This window comes from Streptococcus suis (assembly GCF_046032515.1).
Taxonomy (GTDB): Bacteria; Bacillota; Bacilli; order Lactobacillales; family Streptococcaceae; genus Streptococcus; species Streptococcus suis_AL.
Genome location: NZ_JARQPJ010000025.1, coordinates 1 through 16506, shown reverse-complemented (window position 1 = coordinate 16506; position 16506 = coordinate 1). Strand labels below are relative to the sequence as shown.

Annotated in this window: 11 protein-coding genes and 1 pseudogene; all 12 read right to left on the bottom strand. The window is 37.4% G+C overall.

Features of this window, described 5'->3' with window-relative positions:
* Window positions 1–6: 6 nt before the first annotated feature.
* Window positions 7–645 carry a single-stranded DNA-binding protein gene (locus P7J49_RS09895; RefSeq protein ID WP_408570576.1) on the bottom strand — a complete coding sequence of 213 codons (639 nt, stop codon included), beginning with the start codon at window positions 643–645 and terminating at the stop codon, window positions 7–9.
* Window positions 642–6128 (bottom strand): annotated as a pseudogene (locus P7J49_RS09890) (DEAD/DEAH box helicase family protein); the annotation flags it as partial. The gene P7J49_RS09895 and the pseudogene P7J49_RS09890, both read right to left, overlap by 4 nt.
* A 578-nt stretch (window positions 6129–6706) precedes the next feature.
* Window positions 6707–7051 carry a TnpV protein gene (locus tag P7J49_RS09885; protein WP_408570598.1) on the bottom strand — a complete coding sequence of 115 codons (345 nt, stop codon included), beginning with the start codon at window positions 7049–7051 and terminating at the stop codon, window positions 6707–6709.
* A gap of 880 nt (window positions 7052–7931) precedes the next feature.
* On the bottom strand, window positions 7932–8384 hold the full coding sequence (locus P7J49_RS09880) for a hypothetical protein (protein ID WP_408570575.1): 453 nt from the start codon (window positions 8382–8384) through the stop codon (window positions 7932–7934).
* Window positions 8381–9340, bottom strand: a complete 960-nt coding sequence (locus P7J49_RS09875; RefSeq protein WP_044979903.1) for a DNA cytosine methyltransferase — start codon at window positions 9338–9340, stop codon at window positions 8381–8383. Before P7J49_RS09875 ends, P7J49_RS09880 begins: the two co-directional genes overlap by 4 nt.
* On the bottom strand, window positions 9337–10521 hold the full coding sequence (dcm, locus tag P7J49_RS09870; protein WP_408570574.1) for a DNA (cytosine-5-)-methyltransferase: 1185 nt from the start codon (window positions 10519–10521) through the stop codon (window positions 9337–9339). Before dcm ends, P7J49_RS09875 begins: the two co-directional genes overlap by 4 nt.
* A 77-nt stretch (window positions 10522–10598) precedes the next feature.
* Window positions 10599–10829 carry a hypothetical protein gene (locus P7J49_RS09865; protein ID WP_024377524.1) on the bottom strand — a complete coding sequence of 77 codons (231 nt, stop codon included), beginning with the start codon at window positions 10827–10829 and terminating at the stop codon, window positions 10599–10601.
* The gene (locus P7J49_RS09860; RefSeq protein ID WP_408570573.1) at window positions 10814–11452 is read right to left on the bottom strand and encodes a DUF3990 domain-containing protein; all 639 of its coding nucleotides are present in this window, start codon (window positions 11450–11452) and stop codon (window positions 10814–10816) included. The genes P7J49_RS09865 and P7J49_RS09860 overlap by 16 nt, the downstream gene beginning before the upstream one ends.
* A 42-nt stretch (window positions 11453–11494) precedes the next feature.
* Window positions 11495–12091 carry a CD1107 family mobile element protein gene (locus P7J49_RS09855; protein ID WP_408570572.1) on the bottom strand — a complete coding sequence of 199 codons (597 nt, stop codon included), beginning with the start codon at window positions 12089–12091 and terminating at the stop codon, window positions 11495–11497.
* Window positions 12075–12290: a hypothetical protein gene (locus tag P7J49_RS09850; protein ID WP_024377527.1), complete on the bottom strand. Its 216-nt coding sequence runs from the start codon at window positions 12288–12290 to the stop codon at window positions 12075–12077. The genes P7J49_RS09855 and P7J49_RS09850 overlap by 17 nt, the downstream gene beginning before the upstream one ends.
* Window positions 12291–12300: 10 nt before the next feature.
* Entirely contained in the window at window positions 12301–15513 is a 3213-nt protein-coding gene (locus P7J49_RS09845) for a CHAP domain-containing protein (RefSeq protein ID WP_408570571.1), read from the bottom strand.
* A gap of 7 nt (window positions 15514–15520) precedes the next feature.
* Window positions 15521–16506 (bottom strand): VirB4-like conjugal transfer ATPase, CD1110 family (locus tag P7J49_RS09840; RefSeq protein WP_408570570.1); only part of this gene is annotated, 986 nt, incomplete at its 5' end.

Sequence of the window (16506 nt, the reverse complement as noted above, 5' to 3'; positions counted from 1 at the left end):
TTTTTGTCACAACTCCATCCCTTTATCCTGTTTTGGTTTACTTGGTTCTGAACTTGTCTGTTGGGAGTATTCCTTCAAAGCTCCGAGAGTTGAGGGCTTTTCTCCTTTTCCTGCCTCCTCTAGTTGTTTTTCTTTTGTTTTAAGAATTTTAATATTTTTAACAACAAGATTTTTGTAGAGTTTCCCTTCATACTCTTCATACTTCATCTGGCCGGTTAGCTTGACAAAATCTCCTTTCTTGAGTTGGTCTGCAAAGTCGGCACGTCCGTTATAGGCAGTAACTTTGGTGAATCGACTATTGCCATTATCATCATTATGAGCTATGGAAAAATTGGCAACTTTAAACTCCTTTCCATCTTCCCCAGGGAAGACTTTAACCTCGACATCTTTAGTTACATTGCCTACCAATTCTACATTATCTGTTGACAATTGACTTTTATCGGACTCCAAAGTTTCAATGATTGCGTCAATATTAGAATGGAGTAAACCAGATATAGAATCATCATCCATGTATGCCTGATAGACTTGTTCCAACAAGTCTGGATCAGAAATATCCTTCTCAATCGCAATAATGGCCTTGGTAAAGTCGGCATAATTTTCTTTTAACATATTCTCTAAAGTAGATTTCATTTCTTCAAAATTCATATTACTTGCTCCTCTTCTATTTCTTCTTTTGTTTGGCTTTTGTAGTCACGTTCTTCAACTTCTGCCTTATAGGCTTGAATTTGTGCTAAAGTAGATGGCCGTTTTTCTTTCTCGTCGACATCATAGTTTGATTCAAAAGCATCACTATCTTTAAAATCATGGTCATAACGGTCTACTATGCCGTCACTATCCAAATCCTTGTCAAGCAAATCTCTATTATAAGGTAAACCTAGCGTTTGACAAGCTGCCTTTTCATCAATTGAGAGTAAGTCCTCATTAGTGGAATGCTCCAAAAATAGTTTAAAGTGTTGAGCTTGCTCCTCTGGTGTATTTCCTTCAAACACTCCAGACTTTAAATCTGAATCTGCAAATGATAGTTTCCAGGAAAAATTTGATAGATCTACACTATATTCAATATCATAGTCGCCAACCTCACTTTTTCCCTTTGCTAGATACACCACATCTCCAGTCGAAAAGATGTCTTGAAATTGTTCCGTTCTACTTTCTTCAGAAAGTTCGGTATCACCATATTCTCTGGCTAAGAAGTCAACCATTGCTGCCTTAACATCTTCAAGTAAAGGATTCGGATTCTCTAACTCTTCTACCTCTCCCATATCCAGGATGCGATTGACCTCTGCTAAACGCAAGGTCTTTTCTTTTAGTAAGTCCGCCTTTTCAAAAGGTTTCGTTACCTCTTCTTTCGCAACCTGGAGCTTGTATTGGACCTCTGACAGTCTATTTTCCAACTTGGATACTTCTTCATCTATCCTATCCAAAACATTGTCTAAACGTTGAATATTGCCCTCAGGGCTATCACCGAAATGACCAACGTAGGATAAATTACCCTCAATCACAAAATCCATTGCTTGAGCAATTTGGTTAAAGAATGCGGAAACTTCAAATCCACGATAGTGACCAATTGACATTGTACCTGATGCAGGAACTAGTGGTAAAATTTTCATCAATTCTTCTGCTGCTGATTTCTTATCTACAAAGTGTTTTCCTAAAATTTCCATCCCATTAAACTGACCATCACCTTGTACTTTTGGAACTTTTCGTTCCATATCTTGCTTGGCAAATGCAATTTGTTCTGTTAGGCGAGCAATTTCGGACGGATAGTGTTTTACTATCTTATCTTCTAACTGATATAAATTGGACTTGTAGTTTGATTCCAGCATTCGTAATTTAGATACTTCAACATCTAAATCCATCTTCTCTTTGATAAGTGGATTACCAGTCGCAAGTGCCTTGATTTCCGCATAATTTAAGGTATTCTCATCAACATCATCAGCCACACGCACAGGCGTTTTCGAGGTCATAATTTGAGAGATAAACTTCTGTTTATTCTCAATGGTCTGCCAAAGATATGCGTCGAATGTATTCTCCGTCACATAACGATAGATATAGACGTCCTTATTCTCATTTCCCTGACGAACGATTCGACCAGACCGTTGCTCCAAATCTGCTGGTCTCCAAGGTACGTCCAAGTCGTGGAGGGCAATGAGTTTGCTTTGCACGTTTGTACCTGCCCCCATCTTCGATGTGGAACCAAAAAGAATACGAATATCGCCACTTCTCACCTTGGCAAACAACTCAGCTTTCTGCTTTTCATTATTCGCATCATGAATAAAGGCGATTTCATTTTCTGGAATTCCAAGATTAACTAACTTGGTTTTCATATCATCGTAGAGGTTAAAACTTCCATCACCCTTCGGTGTAGACATGTCACAAAATACGAGCTGAGCGGAACGTCGCTCACTTGATTGTTCCCAGATTGCGAAAATGTTCTTGGTACAGACATTTACCTTGCTCTCTGGATCATCTGGTAAAAAGGAATTAACCAAACGTTGGTCTAAAGCAATCTTCTTACCATCATTCGTAATCCGCAACATGTTATCTTCCTGGGGCTCTACTTTCCTATTTCTCACCTTATCAGCACGCTCGGAAAGGCTTTTTAAAATTTCTTTCTGATGACCTGTTGGCTTGGTAAGTATGGTTTCATAATGAGTCTGTGGAGTTGGTAGGTTCAACTGATCTGCAGTCTTAATATCTGCCATTTCTTTTACAAAAGACATCAGTTCAGGAAGATTGTAAAACTTTGAGAAACGTGTCTTACTACGATAGGAGTCTCCTTCTGGAGAAAGTTCTATGGCAGTCACGGTTTCGCCAAAGGTAGAAGCCCAGGAATCAAAATGATGTAGACCTTTTCGTTCCAGTTCATCAAATTGTAGATAGCGTTGCATGGTGTAAAGTTCGCTCATAGAATTCGACACAGGTGTTCCCGTCGCAAAAACGACACCCTTTCCTCCTGTTAATTCATCCAAATAGCGACACTTCATAAACATATCCGAAGATTTCATGGCTTCAGATTGACCAATCCCAGCCACATTTCTCATTTTGGTGTAAAGATAAAGATTCTTATAGTTATGGGCTTCATCAATGTAGAGTTTGTCAACACCCAATTCCTCGAAAGTCACGACATCATCCTTACGAAAATCATCATTTAGTTTTTTTAGCTTTGCCTCTAGTTTCTTCTTCGTTCCCTCAAGCTGTTTTACAGTAAAATTTTGGTCTCTCTCGTACTTATATTCTTCAATGAACTCGACTATATCCTGAATTTGATGTTTCAAATGTTGTTCCTGGTATTCTCTACTCATTGGAATCTTCTCGAATTGAGTGTGACCAATAATGACCGCGTCGTATTCGCCAGTCGCTATCCTACCTACAAATCGTTTTCGATTAGCAGGTTCAAAATCTTTTTTTGTAGCTACCATAATATTGGCTGCTGGATATAACTCCATAAATTCCCTTCCCATCTGTTCTGTCAAATGGTTTGGAACGACAAACAAGGCTTTATTACTCATCCCAAGTCGCTTACTTTCCATAGCACTTGCTACCATCTCAAACGTTTTACCTGCTCCGACTACATGAGCCAAGAGAGTATTTCCTCCATAAAGCGTTCGTGCTATGGCATTCTTTTGGTGTGGACGTAGGCTAATATCTGCTGTCATCCCCTCAAGAGAGAGGTGTTGGCCATCATATTCTCGGTTTCGGATTGAGTTAAATTTTTCATTGTAGAGTTTTTCGAGCCTATGCCTACGACTTTGGTCTTTGAAAATCCAGTCTTTGAAAGCTTCTTTGAGAAGTTCCTGCTTTTCACCGGCCAGCATGGTTTCTTTCTTGTTCAGGACTTGTTTTTTATTTCCCGCATCATCATAAACCGTATCGTAGACTCGTGTATCTCGTAGGTTTAGTGAATCTTCGATTAACCGATAGGCATTGACTCGACTTGTACCAAAAGTCAGATTTGCAAGGTCATTTCGACTATCATATGTTTTCCCATCAATCTTCCATTCCGATGTAAAGGGAGAGAACTGTACTTTAATTGCTTTTTTCGCATAGTAGCTAGGTTGAAGTGTGTCAAAGATAAACTGCTCAATATCTGAAGTTGGAATCCAGGTAGCCCCTAGTCGAACTGAAATTTCACTTGCTGTCAATTCCTTGGGCATAACTTCTTCAAGTCTATCACGTTGAAATTTTAGTTCGTTAATATTCTCAAGAACTTCCTTATCTGGATTATCGATTGATTGATACCTATCAATGTAAAATTCCATTATAGAAATCTTCTCACGAATGTTACCGCTTAAGAATTGGTCAGCAGGAACATAAGATAATCCCATTTCTTCCATCCCTTGCTCAGAAAATGGATGAAGCATACTCTCTTCATAGGCAAAAGGAATATCCAAATAGATTTCCCCTTTTAATTCTTTTATCAATTCCTCCCTGGGCTTGTCAGTCAACTGTGTCATATAGTCGAAGTCAACTCTTCCCTTTTCAGAAATTGAAAGAATTAAGGCCTCATGACTAGTGTCACAATGCTCGACAACCTTTGCTTTTGCAATTGTCCGCTTAAAGAAAATATCGCCCTTCCCTACAAACTTACCTTTGTCTAGCTTCTCAATAGACGATACTAAGGGATAATGACTATCCTCGCGTAAATTCCTGCGATTAAGTGTAGAGTTGATAAAATCATATTTCGCTTTAAAAGAATCATATGCCTTGTTCAGTTGCTCTTGACTTTCTTGAATCAAACCATCGCTGGCATTTTCTTTTTGGAGTTGAATAACTTTTTTCAAGCTATCCACTACGTAGATGTAATCTCTTAATCTATTTAGTTCTTTAAGTGATAACTTTTGACGAATCATGACAGAGTCTTCTCTGTAATATGGAACTCCATCAACCAAAGTATAAGAGAAATTCTTAACATGATCCATTGCTGGAAGAATGTCCTGTCCATCATCTAAATTGTGAACTTGTTCGACACGTGGGATTTCTCCCTGAATGGATTGAATAGCTGCGCTAAGTTGCTCCTGTAGGTCGCTCCCATCTGAAAGACAAGCTAAACTGGGACCAAACCGACCTGAGACTTCTGCCATTTGCCCCAAGACCATCTCTGGATGTTCTACAAAATACTTATTGTAAATAAGGCCATTCTCATCTCTAGCTAAATGTATCCAGTCAACATCTTGTTCTCTCACAACATCCCTTTTTTGTAAGACTAGAATATCACTTGTAACCTCAGTTCCTGCTAACCCCTTAAAGGTATCATTAGGCAATCGAATAGCACCCAACAAGTCACATCGATTGGCCAAATATTGTCGAACACGACTGTCTTGTTTATCCATTGTTCCAGAAGAAGTTACAAATGCAATAATACCTCCACTACGAATTTTGTCGATTGACTTGGCAAAAAAGTAGTCATGGATAAGAAAGTTTTCTCGGTCATAATCTCGATCAGTTAGTTTGAAATCTCCAAACGGCACATTCCCAACCGCTACATCAAAGAAATTATTTGAGAATCTTGTTTCTTCAAATCCCTTTATCTGCACACTTGATTTTTGATAAAGTTCCTGGGCTATCCTACCACTCAATTTATCCAGCTCGACTCCATACACCTTAGAACGATTCATATCTTTTGGTAAACGACCGATAAAATTTCCTACCCCACATGAAGGTTCTAAAATATTTCCTTTCTCAAAACCAAGATTCTGCAAAACTTTATAAATAGAATCAATCACGAGTGGTGGGGTATAAAAAGCAGTCAAAGTTGATTCCTTGGCTGCTTGATATTCTTCTGGTGATAATAATTCTTGTAATTTACTTCGAGCATCAGCCCATTGACCTGTCTTCTCCTCATTGAAGACATCTGCAAGACCTCCCCAACCAACATATAATGAAAGAGTTTCTTGTTCTTGTCGGTTGGCTCTTCTGCCTTCTCTCTCAATATTCTTTATGATTTGAATTGCAGCAAGATTATTTTCTAAGCGTTGTGACGGAGGTAATGAACCTGGTAGATCTTCAAGTACAAAATTTTCCAATGGTATTTCTTCAGTCTTGACTGTGGTGAACTCTGCAATTCTGTATTTTTCAGAATTCTCTTGTTCTACTTCTACAGTTTCATCAGAAGTTTCCTCTACTAACGCATCAAAATCAAAGAGGTCTAATTGCTCATGCTCCTTCATTTTTTCAAGCAATAGACTGTTTTCTAAGTTTCGTGCATACTCATCAATTTCGTATCTGAATCGTTCTTCTAATTCCAGTACATAGTTAATCTGACCAACCGTATCAATGCGAGCAACCATTTCATCTTCCATGTAGACGATGATTTGTCCATTTTCTTGTTTATCAAATTCAAATAATGGTGAGGAATCAAAGTCAGAAAAAATATGGTCATTAAAACGATAAAGTTTATTTTCATCATCAGAAAGATAAGTTTCTTCTTCCAATAGAGCATCAATTTCACCCGCAACTTGTCGCCAACTGAATGATTCCCTATGTCCATCGGATTTACGTGTTAAATGTAATCCCTTTGAATCATATTGATAGGAAATTGGAAAACTTGGACCACTTGCTCCACCCCAGCCGTATTCCTTTTGTAAAAACTGGGCTTGAAATTTTATATCTTCTTGACTAGCAAAAAAGTGAGCAACTCTTAGTCGCCCACCTTGTGTTCCTGTTCCTTTACGAAGAACATCATGCAATTCTTCTTTGGTTACTTTTGCTAAATGTAAATCAGATTGTGCCTTACCTGTTCCTTGATCGAGGAGCGTAGGTTGTTCATCTGAGCGGTCCACTTCAACATGTCCTTGGACTTCAATTCCTCGGTCAAATTCCACTCTGGTATCAATTGTTGTTCGAGAATTAGCGTCATCGTCTGAGCCTCTTTCTCCACTTCCATCAAGTGAGGAATCAACTGGGCTGTCTGATACAATTCTAGCAACATTTCCATCTTGCTCTCCTCCTTGCTCAGATACTCCAATCGTTCCTTGGCGTAGGGGGCTGCCCCAATCTCTCTCTGAATCTGTGGATTGGTTTGAAGTGTATGAAGAGTTTGTTGGTAAATCATCTCTACTATCTCCTCTGTTGTCTGACAATGACTGAACTCGTTGGCTGTCATGGTCGTATTCATCTTCTCGATAACTAATGCTTGATTCATTTGGTTGACCTCCTCTATCTTCTACACCATCATTATACCGCTCAATAATCTCTTTTGTCTGCTCTTTTAATGCAATTTTCTCAATCTTTTTTTGGTGAATAATACGAAAAATTTTTTGGGACATTCTTGATAAGTAATCACCAAAAAGCAGAAACTGTCTAGGACTAAATTGACCTAACCCATTCTCAAGTAAATCATTGTTTAGGTCCATCTCAACCCCAAGTCTACCAGCAAATACTGCTTGAAAACTTTGTTCAATAAAACGAAGTAAATAGTTTTCACTTTCCACATCTAAATTCATTCCTGCTAGGACTTTTGGGCCAATGCCTTTGGTAGCTAATCCTGCCAAATAACGAATCGCTGCCTCTTCATTTTCCGGTCTAAGTGACAATCTCTCATCAATAATATCTGTAAGGATGGATAAATCTTTTCCTGATTCATATCTCCATTGTTCAATTGGTCGTCTATCCTTATTCACTAGGACAGTCTGGCTAATATCAAAGACATACCCTACGCTAGTCGTTGATTGATTAGATAATAAAATCGGTACCCCTTTTTGACCACGTCTAACAATATAGTCAACGGACTTCCAAGATTGAAAATCTGAGCATAAGCTAGCTGTCGGTTTCTGATGAATAATACTCAATTGGTTTTGAAAGCCAAAACCAACGACATAACCTAGCCGCCCTAGCATCCTTTGATAAGCATCTACATCCGAAAGATAATGAGTGGATAAGTCTCCGACATAGTTGGCATATTCTTCAACTCGCATGACTTCTCCTTTCTTTCGCTATAAAACCTGTTCTGACTTGATTTTGTTCATCTGCTCTTTTTCCTGTACTGGAATAGTAAAGTGCTGACTAAAGTCCACCTGGTTTCCCGCTTCATCTTTAGAGATGACTGTGACAGAAGTTCGTACCACATCTGACACTCCAGTAGAGCGAATCGTATAAGATTGACCGTAAGCCATAAAACATAGATTTCCTTCTTCAGTTAAATGAACGTCTACCCCATTCTTAATATCTTGTTCTGCTATAAAATCGAAGATGTTATGAAGGTAAGATTCATAATCAAGTGGAACGTTCATTTCCTTATGATAATCATCCTCAAACCTCAGTTGAAACTCAGAGAGAAAATTTGGAAGAGAAAAAAGTTTTGACATAATATTATCAATCTCTATGTCATGTTGTAAGGCTTCATCATAATTACTTTCATAAATTGATTTTTGATGTAATAGTTTCATGAGTTTGACTCCTTCTGATAAATTTGTTTTACAATTGCTTCAAGTACCGATACAACAATAGAATTGCCTGCTTGCTTGTACAAGATACTGGACTTCTTGCTAATTTTCTCTGGAAAAATTGTTCGTAATGAATTAAAATCCTTGTCAGTAAACCCCATCAATCGGAAACACTCTCTTTCTGTTAAGTAGCGATATTTTCCAGGACCTACTCTAATAAATCCAGCATTAGGTACTCGTGTTTGCTTAGTCGAAATCGTGTAACAATAATCTTGAATAATGTGTACACGTGCTGTGAAAACTGACTGACATGCCTTTTCTATGTACTTAAGAATGGACGGTTGAGTGACAGTATATTTTTCAGCTACTTTGCATTCTAAAAATTCTTCAATGGCTGGTGCTTGTGTTCGCTCTAGTTTAGAAAAATCAAATTGATTTTCCCTACCTAGATAACTGACCACAAAAATCCGTTTCCTTTTTTGAGGTATCCCAAAGTCAAAGCTATCCAGTATCCAGTAACACGATGTATAGCCTAAATATTCCAATTCCGTTAGATAGGCTTCAAATGTTGGTTTCATTTTCTTATCTAACACGCCAACAACATTCTCCCAAACAACCCATTTAGGTTTTTGAATCGCATTTTTTAATATCAAGATTGTTTCAAACAAAAGAGAACTTCTAGTATAGGAGCCTCTCTTCCCACCTCTTTTAAGTCCTGAGCGTGAAAAATCTTGACAAGGACTGCCATGCATTAACAAGTCAATCTGCATATTGGGTAGAGAATAACCTTTAACAGACTGTGGAATAAAGTTCTCATTATAGAGTACGTTGTAGCTCTTTACACAATTCCTATCTATTTCTACATAGTCAATCAATTGATGAGGAATTTCCTGATTAAGAAGTGCTTTTCGGAGGGCTCCTATTCCTCCGAATAATTCAACAATTGTCAGAGTCTTCATTCACTCTCCCCCTCCTTATCAATTGCAGCTAAACGCTTGCCAATTTCAAACGCAACAGGTACAGTCACTGCATTTCCTGCTTGCTTATACAATTGTGATTTTGAAGTTACTCTACTTGCTCGATTAAATGCCCAATCAGGAAATCCCTGTAAACGAAAACACTCCCTTGGAGTTAGCTTACGAATCTGTAATTGATTCGTTACAACCCCAAGAGAGTTTCCAGTAACTATTGTTTGAGCAACCTGCTTACCAACTCGACCTCTTCTAACTTTAGATGACGGATAAGCGAAATTGACTGAATCTCCTTCAATTGCAGTTTCAAATCCCTTATTGGTATTTGAGCGTACATAAACTCCCCTACTCCGAGGTAAACGTTTTTCTAAAACAACACCGTGCCTGTCCTGAGAAGTAAGTGTAAACATGGGTTCTGATTCTTGTTTTACCCTCCTACCTTTCTGTCTTTTCTCAATTCTTTCAGGAGTTAGAATTGGATAAGCAATCTTAACGCCCTCGCCTTTATTCGTTGTAAGAGTGGGAGAAATAGCACTAGAAAAATACACCTTTCCATTCAATCCATATACCGATGGATTTATGTTTCCCATGCATTTTGGACCTGATAGAGGAGAGACTTTACTTTTTCGTCCGATAGGAAAAAGGAACTGTCTACTTCGTCTTCTAGAATGTCCAATAATATAGACTCGTTCCCTGTGTTGAGGGACACCAAAATATTTGCTGTCAAGTACCTGCCATTCAGCATCATACCCCAATTCATTAAGCGTGGAAAGGATAATTCTGAACGTCCTCCCTTGGGCATGATTGAGTAAGCCTTTGACGTTTTCAAGCAATAAAAACTGTGGTTGGATTTGTTGGGCCGCTCGAGCAATCTCGAAGAACAAAGTTCCTCTAGTATCCTCAAATCCCAATCTTCTTCCTGCAAGCGAAAATGCCTGGCAAGGGAATCCACCACAGATGAGATCAACTTTTCCTCGGAGCTTTCGGAAAGCATGATTGGATATTTTTCGTATGTCATGATATTCGACTTCTCCTTCTGTATCAAAAATAGCCTGGTAGGAGTTACGAGCGAATCGGTCTATCTCACAAAAACCAACACAAATATGTCCAGCTTGTTCAAGCCCCAATCGAAATCCTCCTATCCCAGAAAATAAATCAAAGAAATACATTTATCCTCCTTACTGACAAAAGAAAAAAGCGACTAGATTTCTCTAATCGCTAAAACCATCATTCAAGTTTTTAAACTTTATGAAGTTGTTTGAAAATATTCTGGTTTAATTTTGTCAATCAAGGTGCTTGCAATGGAGTTAACTCCAACGTGCATCAAGATTGGATCTTCAAAATCAACCTGACTTGCATATTGTCTTGCTATCTGATGTGCAACACTAGCCTCAAGTCTATATTTTGATGTTTCTAACAAAGCCTGTGCTAACTCATTGCTATACAATTCAACAGGACTAATCATTGTTTTTGCCATTGGTCTAACTCCTTTCCATCTTTTGATAAATAAATCTTTGTTACCTTCATTATATCACAAAACTCTTGATTGTGAATGGATAACTGTTTAAAAGAGAACGGCTTACGAAATTCGTTCAATACATCAGCTTTTGAAACCAATCCAGCCTTATATTTTTGGAGTAAACCAGTTGGATTGTCATCCGTCTGAACTCCATAAATAAAATCGAAATCATGAATGCGTTCCTTTGAGCGAAGCCGATTCTGAAAAACGAACTCAGCGAAATCTATCACATCATCAGAAATATTGTGACTTTTGAAATAATGACACTTATAATTTGATGTTGTAAAAATTGAAGGAAAATCTGTCAACTCAAACTCTAGAATAATCCCTTCCTCATCCATATTCCCCAAAAATTCAGCACCAGCTTTATTGGTATTTAAAAATTCTACCAAACGGTTTATATACTTCTGTGCCTGTTGAAAATCTGATGTAATATAAAAACCAGCACCAAAATCCAGTTCATGTCCTAAATTGTAGTCTACTTTTATCCCTTCTAATAAGGAAGGGAGATGACGTTTTAATGTAGCATGGTACCATTTATTGTGTGATAAATTCTTAATTTGCTTACTTGATAAATCCATTTTATTACCTCTAATTTCATTATACAAAAAAGGAAAACAATGTCAAACCTCTTCTTCACCATCACTTATATAGTTATCATCTTCTTCAAATTCTTCAAAATGGTGTTCTTTCTTAGGTTTAATGACTTTAATATAGTATCCTGCACACAGTACACCTACGAGGAATAGACCGATAATAATGTAACTTCCTGCTGAAGATTTTTGCTTTGGTACTTCCTTTTTGATAGGTTTTTCTTCAACGACTTCTTCAACCTTTTGTGGTTTGACTACAACTGTATCAGTTGATTCAACAAGGTTGAGCAAGTCCTGTTCAGATACTTCTGTCAATAATTGTACATTTTGTCCACCTTTGTCATGATCTATAATCAGGTGAAACACCTTTCCTGACTTACTCGTAAAAGTGACAAATTGTCGCTTACTAGCAACTGAATCAGTAATTTCGTAATCTTGATTATTGGCATCTACATTTTCTGTGACTTGGCCCTTAGCATTGCTTTGCTCTGAGGCTTGTGGATGTACAGAAATCGCTACTGGCCGACTATTTGGCTCTGAACTAGGTGAACTTGCATAAATAGTTTGACACCCGCTAAATAACATAACCAAACTAGCTACTCTCACAAAACTAAATAATCGTTTCATGCGACAACTCCTTTTCAAATAAAACTTTTTTAGTAAATTCTTCGAGGGATAGATTAGATTTCTCAAAAACAACTATGACTTCTTCATAAATCAAATCTTGTTCTTCTTGTAAAACTTGAGCCAAATCTTGGTCAATTTTTTGCTTTTTTTCAAGTAATTTTTCTTTCTTTTTTTGTAACATTTGAATATCTTTACGCATATATTTCTCCTTATAATCCAAAATTAATGTAATAACATTGTGCCGCCATCTCACGTGGTAGATAGCCTGTTGAAATCACAAATTCCCCTTTTACATTCATTTCTGAGATAACAATACTACCATCAGGGTTAACGCGTTCTACAAACGCAATGTGACCGTAAGTCGGATCTGCATATGGTACAGTTGGAGGCATACAGACTGCTGTACCAGCTCGTGCCTCTCTACTGACTGGATAACCATATTTTGCAGCATAGAACGCCCACTCGCCACCATTTCCCATTGGTGAATGTTGGATTGGCTTTCCAAGTTGTGAGAATCGATTATAAACATACCAAGTACATTGCCCAGGGTAACCGCCATTTAGAGCAGCAACATGATCAGGGTTTGGTGGTGGAAAATTTCCGCCTGTTAAATTGACATCATATACCGATGATACATTTCCAGGAAGACTGATCGTCGTTCCCGAAGGAAAGGCAGTTTCTAAATTCCCTTTTGTTTCCCTAAGAATCCTATAATGTTCTAAATTGCTAGGACTGCCAGCAAATATTGACTGAATCACTACATCCATGTCATTTTTTGAAACTGTTGCTATCAATTTTCGATAGGTATAGGGAACTTCTTTCTCAACAATCGTTTTCTTACCGCTGGTGTCAAGAACTTCTTCCTTGACCTTTCGATAACGGATTTCCCTATCTTCACGATAGGAAACCTGATATATTTGGCCAAATAGTTGTTTCATCGCTGGTTCAACACTTGTTTGGTCTTTTATTTCCCCAAATCTAGCTGTCAAATAGGCTAATAAGACATGTGGATCATGACCAATTTGTTCCCTCCCTTTAACGATGTATTCATCGTATCCAGGTTTCGATTCCTTCAATCTTGCCAATTGATTGGATAAATTCAATTCATAGGTAGAGAATATGTGATTCAATGCAACAAGCATTTCCTCTGAAGAAAGATAAGATGTAGTGGTAAGCTGATAAGAAACTGATGATAAAGCACCAAACATAAATTGACTATTTGAATATACAACTGTCAATAGAGAGAATAAAGCCAAAGCCAATACCAAAAAACTCTTCCACCTTGTGGTAATGAACTGGACCATTTGATTTAACAGTTTTTTTAGCTCTTCTTTTATCCTGTCTCTAATTCTAGGGAAGTGCTTGTTACGAATTTGTTGCTTCATCCGCTGTCGATACATTGCCTTTCGATAGAATAATTGCCGTTGAAAAATCTTATCTTCCTTCATCAATCGATACTTATGCCGAAATTCCAATTGCGATTGTCTTACCTTTGCCTTCTTGGTCAATTTCTTTATCGTCTTTTTACGATTCGATTTTTTTGCAAGTCTCATTAGTGTAGCAGCATTAATGTTCAGTACTTTCGTAGTTGCATCAACTGCCACATTATCATCAGCTCCTGCTTGAAGATAACTAGCTACTAGAAACTCACTGCTGGCCAATCCTGACACTACTTTTTTTAGTGGGCTTGATTTTATTCTGCCAAGTTTTGCTTGTTCAATTTTTTTAAGCAAACGACGATTCTTCTTATCCTTTACAAACTCTATTGGCTCAATTACTAAGGAATTCAACTTTTCATGAATTTGTAACTGATCTTTTAATAATCTATGACGTCTAAATTTATTCGCCTTAATGTTGTTGGTTGAAGAAAGTCGCCCTTTATAAAATTGTTTTTTTGTTGTAGTTGCAAAATAATATTTTGGTCTTCCATCAACTTGAATTGGAGTGATACTCAATTTAGTTTTGGATGATTTAGATACAGTTTTACTATTTTTGTCACTAGTTGTATCAGGATATAAACTACGAGCAATATTCGGTTTTGTTTCTCTATTGCTCAGTATATTTGGTAATCCCTTTCCTTTTCTAGTCAATGGCTTACTTTCATCATTCTGTATCTTACCGCCTACAGCATTAGAGTGCAAAATATCTCTAGAGAATAGTTTAATTTGAGGCAGATGAAGTTTTTTAGACCAGTCGATATTGGGATAACTTATCTGTTCAATCATTATCGAATTTTCATTAAGATTTGACTGAAATTGGTTTGAACTTTGTTTACCCCCATCTGTAAGAGTTACAGTTTTTTCAATATGTTGACTTTGGCTATTCTTTACCACCCTAATTTTATTTTTCGAAAGTTTAGAATTACTCGGTTGAAATTTCTTAGTATCTTTTCTCAATTGACTTTGTTGGAGTGGAACATCAAAGACACTCTCATTATCTGCTTGCTCAATAATAGAAATATACTCATCACTTACTTTTGGATAAGTTTTTATTGGAACTGAATCTGTAGAATAATCAAATAGAGAAATAGGTAATTCTGAAAGAATGTTTTGACTTTCATGAACTGAATCGCCATGAACATGTTTCTTCCCCTTTTTATTCTTAAACTGGGACGGCGTTCCTTGATTCTGATTGTGAATTAATTTTGCTCTCCCCTCATTTCTCCGATGGGTAAACTTTGTTTCGGTATCAATGATTCTACTTTGATTTGTATCAAACTTACGAAACGGACTATCATGAATTTTTCTTTCAATAGATTCAGTCGGTTGAGAATGATTTTGTGCCTGAGTTTGACTTGAAGTTGGTCCGAAATTCAATTCTTTCGAGTGATTTAATTCGCTGGAATTTACTGGATTATGGTGCGCAATTTCAAATTGTATTTGTTGAACTTCATTTTCATTACCAGTTTGTGTAAGATCGCAATCAGAACTAACGTGTATTTCCGAATTATGGCCATTCTGCTCAGTGAACTCAATATCGTTCCTTGATTCAACATTTTGCTGATTTTCAATGGCTTTCCGTTGTTGTAATTGGACTTGTTTCTTCTGACTTATTGGCTTTGATTCAACTAGGGGTGCTTCTGGTGGAGAGGGCTGATGTAAATATTTTTTATTAACTATTTCATCTTGTAGATCTGTAATTTGAATAGTTGATTCATTTTTATCATGAATAGGTAAAGGAGTTTGTGTAGACTTATCATCCACAATATTAATATTTTTCCGCCTCTTTCCAGAAGATTCAACTTGATTTTGCCTGCTCTCTAATTTACTTTCTTTATGAATAATCTGGTGTTGAAATTTAACACACTCATCAACTGTTCTTCCAGAAAAATCTTGCTCTTCCTTCCGTTGTCGAATGTCAGGTTTTGATTTCGCATAATGTTTCTTATTGATCTCTCGGACCATTCGTTTTGACTTTCCCATAATTCACCTAGCCCTTCCTGACCTCTTCTGGTTTGGTTGTCATCTTCTGATACAAAAGTGTATTCTTAGGGAATTGGTCTAAGAAAGGAACAATTGTATTACCAAAGAATAGTAGCCCCTCTCCAGCATTGGAGTTGGTTACATAATTGAGCTGATAGGGAGATATTTTTAGTTTTCTAGCTAGAATTTCTCTGTCCCCTGAAGCCTGGTTCAACATCATGATAAAGTCCGTATTATCAAAGACATTTTCTATTTCCTTACTCGCTAAAAGGTCTTTTACGTTTTGAGTTAAACCTGTCGGAATTCCTCCCCACTTACGAAACCTCTTCCAAATTTCAACCGAGTATTGAGCTGTTTGTTCCTCCTTTAGAAGCAAGTGAAATTCATCGATATAATACCGTGTTGATTTTTGGCTTTGTCTATTCTGTGACACCTTATTCCATACCTGGTCTTGAATGACTAACATACCAATCTTTTTTAACTGTGTCCCCAGCTCTTTTATATCGAAGCATAGAAGCGATTTATTCAAGTCGACATTTGAACGATGATTAAATACATTTAGTGAACCTGTCACATATATCTCCATTTCAGTCGCTAATTTTCGACCAATGCTTTCTTCCTGTTTTATCAACAAATCATATAAATCCTGTAAGATTGGCATATTGTCTGGAATAGGGTTTTCAAAGTATGCTTCGTATATTTTCGGCAGACATCGGTCAATGACAGATTTTTCAGCGGCTGTTAAGCCAGAACCGCCTACTACAAGTTCGAGCATAGACATGATAAAGTTCGCCTTATCCTTCAGAGGTGCATCGCCATCCCCATAGTTGAAGTTTATATCTAATGGATTCAAATAATCCTTAGATTTAGCGGAAACATGGATAACCTCTCCACCAAATGCTTCTACAAGAGCACCGTAGTCGAGTAGGTTAGTGGTATTACTACCACCTTCCTCTCTAAGAACCGTACGTGAGAGTTTCCCCTCATACGGCT

Coding starts and splice junctions, on each gene's coding strand:
- P7J49_RS09850 (WP_024377527.1), bottom strand. CDS start 12,290: ATGCGTAAAGATATTCAAATGTTACAAAAAAAGAAAGAAAAATTACTT.
- P7J49_RS09875 (WP_044979903.1), bottom strand. CDS start 9,340: ATGAAGACTCTGACAATTGTTGAATTATTCGGAGGAATAGGAGCCCTC.
- P7J49_RS09855 (WP_408570572.1), bottom strand. CDS start 12,091: ATGAAACGATTATTTAGTTTTGTGAGAGTAGCTAGTTTGGTTATGTTA.
- P7J49_RS09895 (WP_408570576.1), bottom strand. CDS start 645: ATGAATTTTGAAGAAATGAAATCTACTTTAGAGAATATGTTAAAAGAA.
- P7J49_RS09845 (WP_408570571.1), bottom strand. CDS start 15,513: ATGGGAAAGTCAAAACGAATGGTCCGAGAGATCAATAAGAAACATTAT.
- dcm (WP_408570574.1), bottom strand. CDS start 10,521: ATGTATTTCTTTGATTTATTTTCTGGGATAGGAGGATTTCGATTGGGG.
- P7J49_RS09865 (WP_024377524.1), bottom strand. CDS start 10,829: ATGGCAAAAACAATGATTAGTCCTGTTGAATTGTATAGCAATGAGTTA.
- P7J49_RS09880 (WP_408570575.1), bottom strand. CDS start 8,384: ATGAAACTATTACATCAAAAATCAATTTATGAAAGTAATTATGATGAA.
- P7J49_RS09885 (WP_408570598.1), bottom strand. CDS start 7,051: ATGATTTACCAACAAACTCTTCATACACTTCAAACCAATCCACAGATT.
- P7J49_RS09860 (WP_408570573.1), bottom strand. CDS start 11,452: ATGGATTTATCAAGTAAGCAAATTAAGAATTTATCACACAATAAATGG.